At 71.0% G+C, this 16,078-nt stretch carries 15 protein-coding genes; all 15 read right to left on the bottom strand.

Going from position 1 to position 16,078, the window contains the following annotated elements:
• Positions 1 to 1,525 (bottom strand): 1-deoxy-D-xylulose-5-phosphate synthase (gene dxs, locus GA0115240_RS31530; protein WP_093742044.1); only part of this gene is annotated, 1,525 nt, incomplete at its 3' end.
• Between the two features lie 162 nt (positions 1,526 to 1,687).
• Positions 1,688 to 2,716 carry an adenosyl-hopene transferase HpnH gene (hpnH, locus tag GA0115240_RS31525; RefSeq protein WP_093742042.1) on the bottom strand — a complete coding sequence of 343 codons (1,029 nt, stop codon included), beginning with the start codon at positions 2,714 to 2,716 and terminating at the stop codon, positions 1,688 to 1,690.
• Between the two features lie 5 nt (positions 2,717 to 2,721).
• Entirely contained in the window at positions 2,722 to 3,321 is a 600-nt protein-coding gene (locus tag GA0115240_RS31520) for a phosphorylase family protein (protein WP_093742040.1), read from the bottom strand.
• Between the two features lie 3 nt (positions 3,322 to 3,324).
• A complete protein-coding gene (gene shc, locus GA0115240_RS31515) occupies positions 3,325 to 5,346 on the bottom strand; it encodes a squalene--hopene cyclase (RefSeq protein WP_093742038.1) in 2,022 nt (673 codons plus the stop codon).
• 99 nt (positions 5,347 to 5,445) lie between these two features.
• Positions 5,446 to 6,516 carry a polyprenyl synthetase family protein gene (locus tag GA0115240_RS31510; protein WP_093742036.1) on the bottom strand — a complete coding sequence of 357 codons (1,071 nt, stop codon included), beginning with the start codon at positions 6,514 to 6,516 and terminating at the stop codon, positions 5,446 to 5,448.
• The gene (gene hpnE, locus GA0115240_RS31505; protein WP_093742034.1) at positions 6,513 to 7,949 is read right to left on the bottom strand and encodes a hydroxysqualene dehydroxylase HpnE; all 1,437 of its coding nucleotides are present in this window, start codon (positions 7,947 to 7,949) and stop codon (positions 6,513 to 6,515) included. Before hpnE ends, GA0115240_RS31510 begins: the two co-directional genes overlap by 4 nt.
• Before the next feature lie 130 nt (positions 7,950 to 8,079).
• Positions 8,080 to 9,024, bottom strand: a complete 945-nt coding sequence (gene hpnD / locus GA0115240_RS31500; protein ID WP_093742032.1) for a presqualene diphosphate synthase HpnD — start codon at positions 9,022 to 9,024, stop codon at positions 8,080 to 8,082.
• Complete coding sequence (hpnC, locus tag GA0115240_RS31495; RefSeq protein ID WP_093742030.1) at positions 9,021 to 9,908, bottom strand: squalene synthase HpnC; 888 nt, start codon at positions 9,906 to 9,908, stop codon at positions 9,021 to 9,023. The genes hpnD and hpnC overlap by 4 nt, the downstream gene beginning before the upstream one ends.
• 343 nt (positions 9,909 to 10,251) lie before the next feature.
• The gene (locus tag GA0115240_RS31490) at positions 10,252 to 11,058 is read right to left on the bottom strand and encodes an ABC transporter ATP-binding protein (RefSeq protein WP_093742028.1); all 807 of its coding nucleotides are present in this window, start codon (positions 11,056 to 11,058) and stop codon (positions 10,252 to 10,254) included.
• Positions 11,045 to 11,974, bottom strand: a complete 930-nt coding sequence (locus tag GA0115240_RS31485; protein WP_093742026.1) for an ABC transporter permease — start codon at positions 11,972 to 11,974, stop codon at positions 11,045 to 11,047. The genes GA0115240_RS31490 and GA0115240_RS31485 overlap by 14 nt, the downstream gene beginning before the upstream one ends.
• An 80-nt stretch (positions 11,975 to 12,054) precedes the next feature.
• Entirely contained in the window at positions 12,055 to 12,951 is an 897-nt protein-coding gene (locus GA0115240_RS31480; protein WP_093742024.1) for a glycosyltransferase family 2 protein, read from the bottom strand.
• 8 nt (positions 12,952 to 12,959) lie between these two features.
• Positions 12,960 to 13,745, bottom strand: a complete 786-nt coding sequence (locus GA0115240_RS31475) for a CDP-alcohol phosphatidyltransferase family protein (protein WP_093742022.1) — start codon at positions 13,743 to 13,745, stop codon at positions 12,960 to 12,962.
• A complete protein-coding gene (locus GA0115240_RS31470; protein ID WP_093742020.1) occupies positions 13,723 to 14,784 on the bottom strand; it encodes an iron-containing alcohol dehydrogenase family protein in 1,062 nt (353 codons plus the stop codon). The genes GA0115240_RS31475 and GA0115240_RS31470 overlap by 23 nt, the downstream gene beginning before the upstream one ends.
• A complete protein-coding gene (locus GA0115240_RS31465; protein WP_093742018.1) occupies positions 14,772 to 15,524 on the bottom strand; it encodes a phosphocholine cytidylyltransferase family protein in 753 nt (250 codons plus the stop codon). The genes GA0115240_RS31470 and GA0115240_RS31465 overlap by 13 nt, the downstream gene beginning before the upstream one ends.
• Positions 15,521 to 16,078, bottom strand: a 558-nt coding sequence (locus GA0115240_RS31460) for a DUF5941 domain-containing protein (RefSeq protein WP_237555357.1), incomplete at its 5' end; no start/stop codon positions are given. The genes GA0115240_RS31465 and GA0115240_RS31460, both read right to left, overlap by 4 nt.

Genomic DNA, 16,078 nt, shown 5'->3' with positions numbered 1-16,078 from the left:
CCGAGACCAGCAGCACGTCGGGGCCGCAGCCGTCGGCGGGCCGGCCCAGCACGTCCATGCCGCCGATCCGGTCCAGGGCGGGCAGCGGCTGCCCGGCCGTCTCCTTGGGGAAGCGGACCACGGTGGGCGCGTCGGACACATCGAGTGCTTCGCGCAGCTGGGCCCGCAGCTGGTCGGCGTCGCGCGGGGCGGCGATCCGCAGCCCGGGGACGACCTGGAGGATGGACATGTCCCACATGCCGTTGTGCGAGGCGCCGTCCACGCCGGTCACCCCGGCCCGGTCCAGCACGAAGGTCACACCGCACTTGTGCAGGGCGACATCCATCAGCACCTGGTCGAAGGCCCGGTTCAGGAAGGTCGCGTAGACCGCCACCACCGGGTGCAGGCCGCCGGTGGCCAGGCCCGCCGCGGAGGTGGCGGCGTGCTGCTCGGCGATACCGACGTCGAAGACCCGGTGCGGGAAGGCGGCGGCGAAGCCTTCCAGGCCCACCGGCTGCAGCATCGCGGCGGTGATCGCGACCACGTCGGGCCGCTCGTCGCCGATCCGCACCATCTCCTGGCCGAACACCGAGGTCCACGACGGGCCCCGGGCGGGGGCCAGCGGGCGGCAGGTCAGCGGGTCCATGGCGCCGACGGTGTGGAAGTGGTCGGCCTCGTCCTGCTCGGCGGCCGGATAGCCGCGGCCCTTCTCGGTCAGGCAGTGCACCAGCACCGGGCCGCTGAAGCGGCGGGCGCGGCGCAGCGCGGACTCCACCGCGGCGATGTCGTGGCCGTCGATCGGGCCGAGGTACTTCAGGCCCAGGTCCTCGAACATGCCCTGCGGCGCGAAGGCGTCCTTGAAGCCCTTCTTGGCGCCGTGCAGGGACTCGTAGAGCGGCTGGCCGATGACCGGCGTCTGCTGCAGGACCTGTTTGCCCCAGGACAGGAAGCGCTCGTAGCCGTCGGTGGTGCGCAGGGTGGACAGGTGGTTGGCCAGGCCGCCGATGGTGGGGCCGTAGGAGCGCTCGTTGTCGTTGACGACGATGATCAGCGGCCGGTCGCCGGTGGCGATGTTGTTCAGCGCCTCCCAGGCCATGCCGCCGGTCAGCGCGCCGTCGCCGATGACGGCCACCACGTGGTCGTCGCGGCCGCGCACCTCGTTGGCCTTGGCCAGGCCGTCGGCCCAGCCCAGCACGGTCGAGGCGTGGCTGTTCTCGATCACGTCGTGCTCGGACTCGGCCCGCGAGGGGTAGCCGGACAGGCCGCCCCTGCTGCGCAGTCCGGAGAAGTCCTGGCGGCCGGTGAGCAGCTTGTGGACGTAGGACTGGTGGCCGGTGTCCCACAAGATCCGGTCCGCGGGCGAGTCGAAGACCCGGTGGAGCGCGATCGTCAGCTCCACCACGCCCAGATTCGGTCCCAGGTGACCGCCGGTCCTGGCCACCGCCTGGACCAGGAAGTCGCGGATGTCGGCGGCCAGTTCGTCGAGCCGGCCGTCGGGCAGCGCCTTCAGGTCGCGTGGGCTTGCGATGTTCTCCAGCAACGACACTTGTGGACCTCGTTCCCCTGCCGGGATTGCTTCGTATCGCCGGCCGCCTGTCCTCGGCCGGCGACGGTACGCCGACGAGCCACCGGCGTGGGCGCTTCGGCCGCGCCGGTGGCTCGTCGGCGATCACTCGTCGGTGATCACTCGCTGTCGATCATCGGGAGGTCACTTCGCACGGTTGGACGCGACGGTCTCCCGGACGGCGCGGATGGACTCCTTCAGCGAGGTCATGGTGGCCAGGACCGCGGTGGGCTCGTAGCCGCAGTGCGCCATGCAGTTGTCGCAGCGGTCGTCCTTGCCCCGGCCGTACTTGTCCCACTCCGTCTTCTCGATCAGCTCGTCGTACGTGGGCACGTACCCGTCGGCCATCAGGTAGCACGGGCGCTGCCAGCCGAACAGCGAGTAGTTGGGGATCGCCCAGGCGGTGCACTGGAAGTCGGCCTTGCCCTCCAGGAAGTCCAGGAAGAGCGGCGAGTGGTTGAGCCGCCACTTGCGCCGGTTGCCGTCGCCGAACGCCTTCTTGAACAGCTCGCGGGTCTGCGTCACGCCCAGGAAGTGGTCCTGGTCGGGCGCCTTCTCGTAGGCGTAGGCGGGCGACAGCATCATCTCGTCGACCTGCAGCTCGTCATTGAGGTAGTTCATCACCTCGATGATCGTCTGCGGTGTGTCGGTGTTGAAGAAGGTGGAGTTGGTGGTCACCCGGAATCCGCGGCGCTTGGCCTCCTTGATGGCCTCGACCGCCTCGTCGAAGGTGCCCTCCTTCGCGACCGACTCGTCGTGCCGCTCCCGCATGCCGTCGATATGCACAGTGAACGCGAAATACGGAGACGGGGTGAATTTGTCCATCTTCTTACGCATGAGCAGCGCGTTCGTGCAGAGGAACACGTACTTCTTGCGCTTGACGAGCTGGCGCACGATCTCGTCGATCTGGGGGTGCATCAGCGGCTCGCCGCCCGCGATGGAGACCATCGGGGCGCCCGACTCCAACACCGCGCCGACGGCCTGTGCCACCGGCATGCGCTGCTTCAGCACCCCGGCCGGGTGCTGGATCTTGCCGCAGCCCTCACATTTGAGGTTGCAGGCGAAGAGCGGTTCGAGCTCGACGATCAACGGGAACTTTTCGCGTCGCCTGACCATTTTCTGTTCGAAGAGGTACGACGCGACACGGACGGTCTGACGGAGCGGCATAGCCATCTAGCTCACCTCCAGGGGAGCGCGGTAGTGCGGTGCCAATCATGAAAGGCGGGAACAAGATCTCTCAGCACCCGGATAGCGATGAATCCGGTGCGCAGCGTTCCGACCCGCACGAGTTCGAACTCGGGCGTGTCGACGACGACGCGGGCCGCCGCGATGTGGTGCACGCCCTCGGCGAGGGCGGCGCGCCGCATCGCGGCCGATTCCATGTCCACGGCGATGGCACCACTCGCCGCGAGTGCGGTGCGCTCGGCGCCCCGCACGACATGGTCGGATTCCGCGAGGGTGCCGGTGTGCACGGTGTGGCCCGCGACCTTGAGGGCGTCGGCGAGTGCCGCGCTCTCGTGCCCGTCGTCGGGGACGACGACGTCGCCCGGCCGCATGCCCGGGGCGAGCCCCGCGCAGAAGCCGGTGGTCAAGACGGCCGCGCCGTGCAGCGCCGGGTCGTGCAGGGCCTGGCGAACGGCCCGGTCGGCGGCTTTGGGTCCCATGCCGGTACGCAGCACGGTGATCGGGTCCGCGACCTTGGCCGTGCCCCTGCGCAGGGCGAACCGCTCGATGCGCAAGGCGCACACCACCAGCAGGGGCGGCAGGGTACGGCCCACGAACTAGGCCCCCTTTCCTGTGCTGCTGCCGCCCGCCGCGACCGCGGCGGAACCGGGGTGGCCCGCGCCGAACGGCTCGTCGCGCACATAGCGGCCGAGCGCGGTCAGCGGGAAGACCATCCGGTACAGGTGGTAGTTGATGGAGAAGTCCCGGGGGAACCCGGTTCCGGTGAAGTACGGCTCGTCCCAGGAGCCGTCCTCCAGCTGGGTCTCGGTGAGCCAGCGCACCCCGCGTTCGACGGCCTCGCCGTCGCGCTCGCCGGCGGCGAGCAGGGCCAGCAGCGCCCAGGCGGTCTGCGACGGGGTGGAGTGGCCGCGGCCGGCCCACTCCCGGTCGGAGTAGGAGCGCAGGTCCTCGCCCCAGCCGCCGTCGGTGTTCTGCACCGACTCCAGCCAGGACACCGCCCGGCGGATCGCGACGTGCGAGGTGGGCAGCCCGGCGGCGGCCAGCGCGGGTACGGCCGAGCCGGTGCCGTAGATGTAGTTGACCCCCCAGCGGCCGAACCAGGCGCCGTTGTCCTCCTGTTCGGCGAGCAGCCAGTCGATGCCCCGCAGGGTGTGCGGGTCGTTCTCCAGGCCGAGCGCGGCCATCATCTCCACCACGTGCGCGGTGACGTCGGCGGACGGCGGGTCGATGACCTCGCCGAAGTCGCAGAACGGCAGCCGGTTGGGGAAGGGGCTGGTGTTGTCGGCGTCGAAGGCGCCCCAGGCGCCGTTCCTGGACTGCATGCCGACATTCCAGCGCACCGCGCGTTCCACCGCGGAGTCCAGCCGGGCCTGGTCGGGGTGGGCGACCCGGCGCAGCGCGAGCACCACCTCGGCGGTGTCGTCGATGTCCGGGTAGTTGTCGTTGTGGAATTCGAAGGCCCAGCCGCCCGGCGTCAGTTGCGGGCGCTGCACGGACCAGTCGCCGGGCCGGGTGATCTGCTCGCCGAGCATCCACTCGGCGGACTTCACCAGCGCGGGGTGGTCGGCGGGCAGTCCGGCGTCGGCCAGCGCGATGGCGGCCAGACAGGTGTCCCAGACCGGGGACTGGCAGGCCTCGATCATCCGCACCCCGTCCTCGGGCCAGACCGCGAACCGGTCCAGCGAGTCCAGGCCGGCCTTGACCACCGGGTGGTCCAGCCGGTAGCCGAGCAGGTGCAGGGCGATCACCGAGTACACCGCGGGCGGCTGGATGCCGCCCCAGCAGCCGTCGGCCTCCTGGCGTTCGATGATCCAGCGGGCGCAGGCGTTCATCGCCGAGCGGCGCACCGAGCGCGGGGTGACGCGGCGGTAGACGTGCAGCATCTGGTCCAGGCGCTGGAAGACGCCGTCCCAGCTGGTGATGGGGGCCTTGCGCTGCTTCGGGCTGGGCTGCTCGGGGTTGATGTGCAGTTCGTCGATGCCGAAGGGCGCCGGGTGGACCGGGCGGTGCGCGGCCACGATCGTCAGCGGCACGATGGTCTGCCGGGCCCAGCAGCCGAACGAGTAGATGTTCAGCGGCATCCACTTGGGCAGGTAGATCAGCTCCGGCGGCAGTTCCGGCAGGTCGTCCCAGCTCCACCAGCCGAACAGCGCCAGCCAGATCCGGGTGAAGACCCGGCTGCCGGCCACTCCGCCCTCGCCCCGGGACCACTTGGCGGCCAGCGCCATGTGCGCCTCGTCCGGGGAGTCCCCGGCGAGCCGCAGGGCCACATAGGCCTCGACGGTGGCCGACAGGTCGCCGGGACCGCCGTGGAAGGTGGCCCAGGCGCCGTCCTCGCGCTGCTGGGACCGGATCCAGCGGGCGGAGGCGGCGAGCACGTTGTCGTCCCGGATGCCGAGGAACTCCCGCAGCAGCAAGTCCTCGGCGTCCATCGTCACGTTGGTCTCGAGGTCGCCCTTCCACCAGCCGTCCGGGTGCTGACGGGCCAGGAGGTGGTCGGTGGCATGCCCGACGGCACGCCGGGCCGCCGCCTCGGTGGCACCGGGTGGAACAGGGTCCGGTTCCGAGGTGCTGCTGGCCGAGGGCGTACCTGGACTGCCATCGGTCGTCGCTGTCATGGCTTCCCCTTTGCAGTTGAGACGTCTGCGGTGTTGGGGGCGGCCGTCGGCCGTCACATGAAAGGGACTGGCGACGTCAAACGCTCCACTGGGTGTTCTTTATTTTTCGCGAACCACCACAAAATCCGCCAGTCCCACGAGCTTGTGTTGAATGTGTTCCGGCATGTCGATCTTGTCGAGGGCGGCGATGGCGGTCGCGTACTGCCTTCTGGCCTCCTGCGAGGTCCATTCCCGGCCACCGGCCTCTTCGATCAACGCTGCGCGCAGGGCGAACTCTTCCTCGCTGAAGGCATCGTCTTCAGGATTTTTGGCGTCGGCTGCCAGGAGCTCACCCAGCCGCTCCGACGCGGGACCGCCGGCCGCGAGCGCGGCGACCACCGGCAGCGACTTCTTACGCTGCCTCAGGTCGCTCCAGGTCTGCTTTCCGGTGGTGGCCGGATCCCCCCAGATGCCCAGCAGGTCGTCGATCGCCTGGAAGGCCAGCCCCAGGTGGTAGCCGTACTCCTCCAGCGCGTCGGCGTCCGCCTCGGAGGCGCCGCCCAGCACCGCGCCGATGGAGGAGGCGCAGGCCAGCAGCGCCCCGGTCTTGTTGCCCTCCATCTCCAGGCACTCCTCGACGGTGACCCGCTCGCGGTGCTCGAAGGAGATGTCCTGGGCCTGACCGTCGATCAGTTTGCGGGTGGCGGTGGTCAGCCGGCGGGTGGCGCGTCCCGCGTCGACGGTGCCCTGCTCCAGCAGCACCTCGTTGGCCAGCGCGAACAGCGCGTCGCCGACCAGGATGGCCTGCGCCGGGCCGTGCACCTTCCACACCGTGTCGCGGTGCCGGCGCTGCTCGTCGCCGTCCATCAGGTCGTCGTGCAGAAGCGAGAAGTTGTGCACCAGCTCCACCGCCACGGCGCCGGGCACGCCGGTCTCGGCGGGCGCGCCGGCGGCCTGCGCCGACAGCAGCGCCAGCGCCGGGCGCACGGCCTTGCCGCCGTCGCCGTCCGCGGGCCGGCCGGTGCTGTCGATCCAGCCGAAGTGGTAGGACGCGACGGTGTCCATCGGGGGGGCGAGGCGTGCCACGGCCGCGCGGAGCACCGGGGTGGTCAGGATGCGGCCGTTTTCCAGCAGCCCGATGACGCTGTCAGCGGTCACGTTCTCTCCTCTTGTTGCACCAATAGCACTCATGCCGCCTCCAGGACGCCGTTGTCGATTGGCAGCCCGAGGGCGGACAAAGCTTCTCGGGAGGCGTACAGGCCGCTGCGTACCGCGCCTTCCATGGTCGCGGGCCAGCCGGTGGCGGTCCATGCCCCGGCCAGGAAGAGCCCGGGGGCGCTCGTCGCGGGTCCGGGGCGCAAAGCAGCGACGCCCGGCGTGGGTGCGAAGGTCGCGGTGCGCTCCCGGGTGACGAAGAAGTCGCGGACACCGGCGCCGCGGGCCGCGGGGAGCAGTCGCTCCAGTTCGGGCAGATAGCGGTCGCGCAAGGTGGCGACCGGCAGGTCGATCTCGTCGTGGGCGGCGGACTGGGACAGCGCCAGGTACTGGCCGCCGCCGGTCAGTCCGGAGGTCTCGGTGCGGTCGAAGACCCACTGGACGGGGCTGCCGAGAGCCGCGAGGAACGGCTGCTCCAGCACCCTTTTGTCGTAGACCACATGGACATTGAGGATCGGCGCGGTGCCGATGCGCAACAGCTTTTCCGGGTCTTCCAGCGCGCCGGGCGGCAGCAGCGCGTGGGTCTCGCGCTGAGGGACCGCCAGCACCACGGTGTCGGCGAGGAGTTGCTCGACGCGGCCGGGTCCGGTCTCCACCGGGATCCGCCAGCCGCCGCCGGTCTCCGGCTCGACGGCGGTCGCCCGGGTGCGCAGCAGGGTGCGCACGCCGGCCGTGTCCAGCGCGGTGCGGGCCCGGCCGTCGTGCAGTGCGCCCAGCGGGGCGGCGGCCCAGCCGATGTCGGCGGCGCCCGGCTCGGACAGCAGCCCGGTCTTGAAGACCATCGCGGCCAGCGCCAGCGAGGACTCCCCCGCGGTCGCGTTGAGGGTGGCCACGCCCACCAGGTCCCACAGTGCCTCGACGGTCCGCGGCGACTGCCCGTGCGCGGCCAGCCAGCTGCCGAAGTCCTGCCCGTCCAGCGCCGGGTCGGTCAGCTCCAGCCGGCGCAGCGCGAGGGCGGCGCGGCCGACGGAGGCCCGTTCGCGCAGCGACAGGTGCGGGTAGCGGGCCAGGCTGGCGGCCAGGTGCAGCGGCACCGGCAGCCCGGCCCGGCTGATCCGGCCCAGCCGTCCGGTCCGCACGTCGCGCACCGGTACGTCCAGCCGGCTCTGCAGGGTGATCAGGTCGCGGGCGGCGATCCGGTCCAGGAACCACTGGTAGGCGGTGCAGCAGCGCAGGAAGACGTGCTGGCCGTTGTCCACGGTGAGTTCACCGCGCCGGAAGGAGAAGGCGAGCCCGCCGAGCCGGGGCCGGGCCTCGGTGAGGGTGACCTTGACGCCGGCGTCGGCCAGCGCGAGCGCGGCGGTGGTGCCGGCCAGCCCGCCGCCGACGACCACCGCGGTACGGGGGCCGGGCCCGGTGCCGGATCCGGCGCCGGTGCGCGCGTCGCCGCCGATGTGCGTGCTGCTCATGCGCCCTCCCCTCGCGCGGCGCCGCGGCGGGTGCGGCGGACCGGCACCGAAGGTGACGCCGTGCGGGGAGCCGGGGTTGCCTCGCGTCGCGGGTTGCGTGCGGCCGGGCCCGCGCCGTCGCGGCTGGATCTCACGCGTCCCTCCGCGGCAGGCGCGCGGTACGCCGGGCGTCGAGGCCGGTAAGACCGCGCAGCGCGACGTACGCCTTCTCGCGTCCGGGCAGCGACACCCGGCCGCGCAGGACGGCCTCGGGGTCGGCGGCGATGCGTTCCAGCAGGCGGCGGTAGATGCCCGCCATGGCCGCGACGCAGGCGCCGCTGCGCCGGTCCAGCATCGGCAGCAGCCGGTAGCCGGTGGCGAACAGCGCCCGGGCGCGGCGTACTTCGAATTCGACCAGACCGGTGAAGTCCGAGCCGGCCGGCGGGGTGTCGGTATGGAAACCGGCCGCGCAGCCGAACTTGGCGAGGTCTTGGGCGGGCAGGTAGGTACGCCCGTTGGCGGCGTCCTCGCGGACGTCCCGGAGGATGTTGGTGAGTTGCAGGGCGAGGCCGAGGGTATCGGCGAATTCGGCGGCACGTGCTGGATCGTTCCCATCCACGGTGCCGAAAACGCCCAGCGAAAGCCTTCCGATCGCACCGGCCACACACCGGCAGTAAACGGCCAGATCGTCCCAGGTTTCGTAGCTCTCGCCCCGAACGTCCATTTGAACGCCGTCGATGAGTTCGTCCAGCCCGGCGAGCGGGAGGGCGAACCTGGTCGCGGCGTCGGCCAGGGCGACCGCCACCGGGTCGATGTCGTCCTCGGCCACCGCGCCCTCGCGGACCCGGGCGAGGGTGGCCCGGGTGGTCTCGAGCCGGGTCACCTTCTCCGCGGGGTCGAGTTCGCCGTCGCCGATGTCGTCGACCCGCCGGGAGAACGCGTAGAGAGCCGACATGGCCTGCCGCTTGGCGGTGGGCAGAAGTCGGATTCCATAGGCGAAGTTTCGAGCCTCGTGGCCGGTCACGGTCTCACAGTACCTGTATGCCGCAAGTACCTGTCCGGACGTCTGGGCGGAACCGTTCACGGTCCGGCTCACCCCTTCCTTCGCAATGTCGAACCCACCTCGCGCAGCAGGCCGGGCTTGGTGGCTTTGGGCGATACCGCGAGCACGTCGTAGCCGGCGTTCTCCACCGCCTTCAGCGCGGCGCGTCCGCCGCCGACGAATCCCGCGAGCAGCAGCCGAAGCCTGCCACGGACACTGCCCACCAGGGGAGTGCCCTCGGCCAGCAGTTCGCCGGCCCGCGCGGCTTCGAAGGCGATCAGCTCGCGGACCTGCGCGCCGGCGCTCGGCGCGGCCAGGTCCTCCTCGCTCACCGAGAAGCGTTTCATGTCGTCGGCCGGCAGGTAGATCCGGTCCCGGCCGAGGTCCTCGGCCACGTCCTGCAGGTGTTCGACGACCTGCAGCGCGGTGCACACCGCGTCCGAGCGGCGGACCCGCTCGGGCGTCGAGGTGCCGGTGAGGGACAGCACGAGCCGGCCGACCGGATTGGCGGACAGTTCGCAGTAGGCCAGGAGGTCGTCCCAGGTGCCGTAGCGGCGGATCCGCTGGTCCTGGCGGTTGGCGGCGATCAGGCCGAGGAAGGGTTCGGGCGTGAGGCGGTGGCGCCGCACGGTGGGCTGCAGAGCGGTCAGCAGCGGGTGCCGCGGGGTGCCGTCGAAGACCCGGCCGAGGTCGGTCTCGAAGGCGTCGAGCAGCGCCGTCGTGTCGCCGGCCGCCGCCGGGTCCAGGCCCAGCAGCGCCGCGTCGTCCCGGCCGCCGTTGGCCAGGTCGCCGTCGCCGATGTCGTCGACGAGCCGGGCGTATCCGTAGACGGCCATCAGGTCGCGGCGCCAGGCACGCGGCAGGAACACCGGTGCCACGGGGAAATTCTCGCGCGCCGCCTTGTCCAGGACGGCCCGGGACGAGTCGTCCCCGGTCACCGCGGGGTTCCCGGCACACAGGCGGCGAACGTGCCCCGGAGCAGGATGGTCCCGATCATCATGGCCGCCACATCCCCCGTTCTACACCGCCCCGTCTGATCTTCCCATTTCGGACACGCCGCACCAGGCATCCCGCACACCCGGTATCGATCATCAGCAGGCTCCCAGCACCGGTACAGCTTACGTCGGGCGATTCTCCGGCGTACGCCGGGGGCGTGACCGGACGATCAGGTCACGCCCAGGGGCGGGACCCGCGATCGGTCACGACAACGCACAACACGCGACCCCCGCCGGATCATCCGGCGGGGGTCGCTCATCATGCCCTGGAATTGTTGCAGTTCGGTCACTTGCCGCTGTGCGCCTCGTAGGCCTCGATGACCTCGTCGGTCGGGCCGTCCATCAGCAGCTCGCCCTTTTCCAGCCAGATCACCCGGTCGCAGGTGTCCCGGATGGAGTTGTTGTTGTGGCTGACCAGGAAGACGGTGCCGGCCTCCTTGCGCAGCTCGCGGATGCGGTCCTCCGAGCGCCGCTGGAAGGCGCGGTCGCCGGTGGCCAGCGCCTCGTCGATCATCAGCACGTCGTGGTTCTTGGCCGCGGCGATGGAGAAGCGCAGCCGGGCGGCCATGCCGGAGGAGTAGGTGCGCATCGGCAGCGAGATGAAGTCGCCCTTCTCGTTGATGCCGGAGAAGTCCACGATGCCCTTGAAGCGGTGCCGCACCTCCTCTTGCGACATGCCCATGGCGAGACCGCCGAGCAGCACGTTGGTGGCACCGGTCAGGTCGTTCATCAGCGCCGCGTTCACACCCAGCAGCGACGGCTGGCCGTCGGTGTAGATCTTGCCGCTCTCCGTGGGCAGCAGCCCGGCGATCGCCCGCAGGATCGTGGACTTGCCCGAACCGTTGGAGCCGATGATGCCGATCGCCTCGCCGCGGTAGGCGGTGAAGGTGACACCGCGCACCGCGTGCACCCGCCGGACGTTGGGCGAGCCCTTGCGGGACAGCAGCCGGTACAGCGCGGCGGTCGCGGTGCCCCGGCCGGTGCCGGCGCCGTACACCGTGTAGACGATGTGGACGTCGTCCACGATCACGGTGGGCACCCGGGACCCGGAGGCCGGTGTGCTTACCAGGGTCTGCTGCTCAGCCACGGCCATACTGCTCTTCAGCCTTCCAGAAGTAGATGTAGCCGCCGACACCGACCACCAGCGCCCAGGCCACCGCGCTCGCCCACACGTGCGGCGGCATCTGCGAGCCGGTGACGCTGTCGATCAGCGCGAAGCGCATCAGGTCGATGTAGACCGCGGCCGGGTTGATGTCCAGCAGGATCCGTACGTAGTGCGGCGCGCTCGCGGTGAGCTTGTCGATGCTGTACATGACGCCGGACATGTACATCCAGGTACGCAGCAGGAACGGCATCAGCTGCGCCAGGTCGGTCATCTTGCTGCCGAGCCGGGCCACGATCAGCGCCAGGCCGGTGTTGAACACCCACTGGGTGAGCAGCGCGGGGATGACCAGGAACCACGACATGTCCGGGGTCTCACCGGTCATCAGCACGATCGTGAACAGCACGAACATCGACATCAGCAGCTGCTGGAGCTGCATCAGCGTCAGGGCGATCGGCATCGAGGCACGCGGGAAGTGCAGCGCCCGGATCAGGCCCAGGTTCCCCGCGATCGCCCGGACTCCACTCATCACCGAGGACTGGGTGAAGGTGAAGATGAACACGCCGGTGACCAGGAAGGCGATGAAGTTGTCGATGCCCTTGCTGGTGCCGATCAGCAGACCGAAGATCAGGTAGTAGACGGCCGCGTTGAGCAGCGGCGTCATCACCTGCCACAGCTGGCCCAGCCGCGCCTGGGTGTACTGGGCAGCGGTCCGCGCCTTGGCGAACTCGTTGATGAAATGTCGGCGGCCCCACAACTGCCGGGTGTACTCCGCCAGCCCGGGACGGGCACCGCTGACGGAAAGGCCGTACTTGGCCGCAAGTTCGGCGGGGCTGAGGCCGTCATCGGCCGAGGGTGCGGGTGGGGCACCGACGGCGACCGCACCATTGTGCGTTGTCTCGCTCACAGTTGACACTTTCGTCCTCAAGGTGCGCGCCGGGTAGGGGGATTCCCCGGCTGCGCCTGATGCTCTCAGGTCCGAGCTTTTCAGATGATCGGGGGTCGGCCCAGCCGGGTCAACCGCCAGACCGTGCGCCAGCGCATCGGTCGGCGTTTCCCGCAGGGAGTCGTCAGGCCCTCCAGGAATCCGCCGAGCCAGGCACGCAGCGCCTTGCTCGACGGCCGGCGCACCAGCGTAAGTGCGAACCATACGCCGAGATAGACCGGAACAAGGAGCCAGGGCAGATTGCGACGGGCCAGCCACACCCGGTTACGGGCCACCAGCCGGTGGTAGACCGCGTGCCGGGCGGGCGAGGTCGCCGGATGGTGCAGCACAAGATCGGAGCGGTACTCGATGTGCCAGCCGGCGTCAAGGGCCCGCCAGGCCAGATCGGTCTCCTCGTGGGCGTAGAAGAACGCGTCGGGCAGCGGGCCGACCTGCCGGAAGACCCGGGTGCGGACCGCGCAGGCGCCGCCGAGGAAGGAGGTGACCCGCGAGCTGCGCAGCGGATCGGAGTCGCCCAGCCGCGGCACATGGCGGCGCTGGGTGATGCCGGTGGCGGGGTCGACGATCCGGAAGCTGATGATGCCCAGCCCGGGGTCGGCCTCGAAGGCGGCTCTGACCTGTTCAGCGGTCTCCTCCGAGGGCAGCAGGCCGTCGTCGTCCAGGAACATCACCGCCTCCACCTCGGAGCCCCCAGGGCCGAACAGGCCGACGCCGACATTGCGCCCGCCGGGGATGCCGAGGTTCTCCGCCAGCTCCACCGTGCGCACCTCACCGGCCAGCGGCGGCAGCGGCGAGCCGTTGCCGACCACCGCGACCTCCACCTCGGGGCCCTGCTGCTTGGCGACCGAGTCCAGCAGGTCCTGCAGCTCGGCCGGCCGGGTGCCCATGGTGATGATCACCGCGCCCAGCTTCAACGGAACGTTCGCCCCGGCACTCATTGCGGCACTCATTTCAGTCTGCTCGACGCCAGGATGCTGACCAGGTGCAGCACCGTCTGCAGGACGGCGACACCGGCCAGCACCGCCACCGCGATCCTGGTGGCCAGCAGGTCGCCGTGGTAGTGGTCGGCCACCGCGGCGGCCAGGATCAGCAGCGACGCCTCGACGCCGCCGACCAGCCGGTGGAATTTCAGCGCGGACGCGGCCCGGCGGGCCAGCGCCACCCCGGACGAGCGCGGCACGTTCGCCGTCTCCTCGGCCGCGGGCATGCCCCGGCGGGTCCGGGCCACGTCCACCAGGTCGGTCTCGGCCTTGATCAAGATCGCGCCCAGCGCGGCCAGCGTGCCCAGGAACGCCCACTGCCACTTGGTGGTGGGACCGTCCTGGTGGAACACGTCGGCGGCCCGCAGCCCGAAGCCGACCAGCAAGGTCGCCTCCGACAGGTAGTGGCCCACCCGGTCCAGGTAGACGCCGACGGTGGAGGTCTGCCGGCGCCAGCGGGCCAGCTCGCCGTCCACGCAGTCCAGCAGCAGGTAGAGCTGGATCAGCAGCGCGCCGAGGATGCCGCCGGCCAGCCCCGGGATCAGCAGCGCGGCACCGGCCGCCATGCCGGCCACGATCATCAGATACGTGTACTGGTTGGGGCTCAGCGGCGAGTTGAGCAGCACCCGGGTGCAGCGCAGCGAGATCTCGCGCATGTACAGGCGCCCGGCCCAGTGCTCGCCGTTCTTCCGGTCCTTGATGCCACCGGGGTGCACGACCGGGCGCAGTTCAGCTACTGATGGCTTTGGCATAGTCGGCGTATGCGTCCCTGATGTCGGTGGCGGACAGGTCCAGGTGTTCCAGAATCGTGTAGCGCCCGGGGCGGGTCTGCGGCGCGTAGCGCACCGCCTCGACGAACTCCGCCTCGCTGAAGCCGATCTCGGCCGGCAGCACCGGCAGCCCGTGGTGGCGCAGCGTCTCGGCGATCAGCCCGGCCTCCTCGCCGGCGCCGCGCAGATGCATGGCGAAGGCCGCGCCGAGGCCGACCTGCTCGCCGTGCGCGGCGGCCCGCTGCGGGAAGAGCAGGTCCAGGGCGTGGCTGATCTCGTGGCAGGCGCCGGAGGAGGGGCGGGTGTCGCCGCTGATCGACATCGCGATGCCGGACAGCACCAGGCCCTCGGACAAGGTGACCAGGAAGTCGTCGTCGCCGATGCCGCCGGGGTGGCGCAGCACCGATTCGCCGGCGCTGCGGGCCATGGCGGCGGCCAGGCCGTCGACCGGCTCGCCGGTCTCGCGGTGGGACAGCTCCCAGTCCGCGATGGCCGACAGGTTGGACACCGCGTCGCCGATGCCGGCCCGGACGTAGCGGGCGGGTGCCTCGCGGATCACGTCCAGGTCGATGACCAGCGCCAGCGGGGTGGGGACGCCGTAGGAGCCGCGGCCGTTGTCGTTGTCCAAGGTGGACACCGGTGAGCAGATGCCGTCGTGCGAGAGGTTGGTGGCCACCGCGATCATCGGCAGTCCGACCCGGGCGGCGGCGTACTTGGTGACGTCGATGATCTTGCCGCCGCCCAGGCCGACCACCGCGTCGTAGCGCTTGCCGCGCATGCCGTCGGCGAGCTCGACGGCGGCGTCGATGGTGCCGCCGGGCACCGGGTACCAGTCGGCGCCGGGCAGCTCGGGGGTCAGCCGCTCGCGCAGCCTGGCACCCGAGCCCTCGCTGACCGCGATGGCCAGCTTGCCCGAGGCGGAGATCCGCTGGTCCGCCAGCACCTTCGACAAGTCGGCGAGCGCCCCGCCCTTGATGTCGACGACGACCGGCGAGGGAATCAGCCGGGTCAGTACTGGCACGCGATCTCCCGGCCCTTGGCGAGGTCGGCGTGGTTGTCGATCTCGACCCAGGGGACCTCGCCGATGGGGGCCGCGTCGATGGTGAAGCCGCGGTCGATCAACTCCTGGTAGCCGTCCTCGTAGTACAGCTGCGGGTCGCGCTCGAAGGTGGTCCGCAGCGCGTCGGCGAGTTCGGCGGCGGCCTCGGCCTCGATCAGCGTGACACCGATGTACTCGCCGCCGGCCTCGGCCGGGTCCATCAGCTTGGTGATCCGGCGTACGCCCCGGCCCGCCTCGACGACGACCTTCATCTCCTCGTCGGCGAGCTTCTTGACCGTGTCGAGGGCCAGGATGATCCGGCGCCCGTCGCCGCGGGCCGCCAGCAGGGTCCGCTCGACCGAGACCGGGTGCACGGTGTCGCCGTTGGCCAGGATCACGCCCTGCCCGATCACCTCGCGGGCGCACCACAGGGAGTAGGCGTTGTTCCACTCCTCGGCCCGGTCGTTGTCGATCAGGGTGACGGTGAGCCCGTACTTCGCCTCCAGCGCCGCCCTGCGCTCGTAGACGGCCTCCTTGCGGTACCCGACGACCACCGCGACCTCGGTCAGACCGATCTCGGCGAAGTTCGCCAAGGTCAGGTCCAGCACGGTGAGGCTGTCCTCGGCGCCCTCCGGGCCGACCGGCACCAGCGCTTTGGGCAGGGTGTCGGTGTAGGGGCGCAGACGCCGTCCGGCGCCGGCTGCCAGCACGAGGCCGATCATGCGGGTTCTCCTGTTTCGTCGTGTACAGCGGGGGCCCCGGAGGACACCCAGAAGCGAATGCTCTCGAAGACGACCAGCAGCGCCAGTACGGCGGCGAGCGCCGTCAGCGCGACCTGGAAACCCGAGTGCCTGCCGAGGGCGGCCGCGAGGACCGTCACCAGCAGCACTCGGCCCTCGTGCCCGCCCGCCGCGCGCACCAGGGCCCGTGGCGGGGTCCCGGCGCCGCCGCGGATGCGGTACACCGTGTCGTAGTGATGGTAGGCGACGGCTGCCACCAGCCCGTAAGCAGACGGCAATGATCCGTTCATGTTTGCGGCGAGCGCCAGCGCCAGGAAGGTGCTGTATTCGGCCGCCCGGAACACCGGCGGCACCAGCCAGTCCAGGGCGCCCTTGAGCGGGCGGGCCACCGCGAGCCCCGAGGTGAGGACGTATACGACGGCGCCGAGCACCGGCCAGGCGCTGCCGGCCGGGGCCAGCGCGGCGGTGACGGTCACGGCCGCGGCGCCGGCCAGGGCCAGCGCGGGCGGTGCGAAACCGGGCAGCCGGGCGGCCAG

It is taken from the genome of Streptomyces sp. DvalAA-14 (assembly GCF_900091855.1).
GTDB lineage: Bacteria > Actinomycetota > Actinomycetes > Streptomycetales > Streptomycetaceae > Actinacidiphila.
The sequence above is the reverse complement of the archived record's forward strand: the minus strand, read 5'-3'. Positions and strand labels throughout refer to the sequence as shown.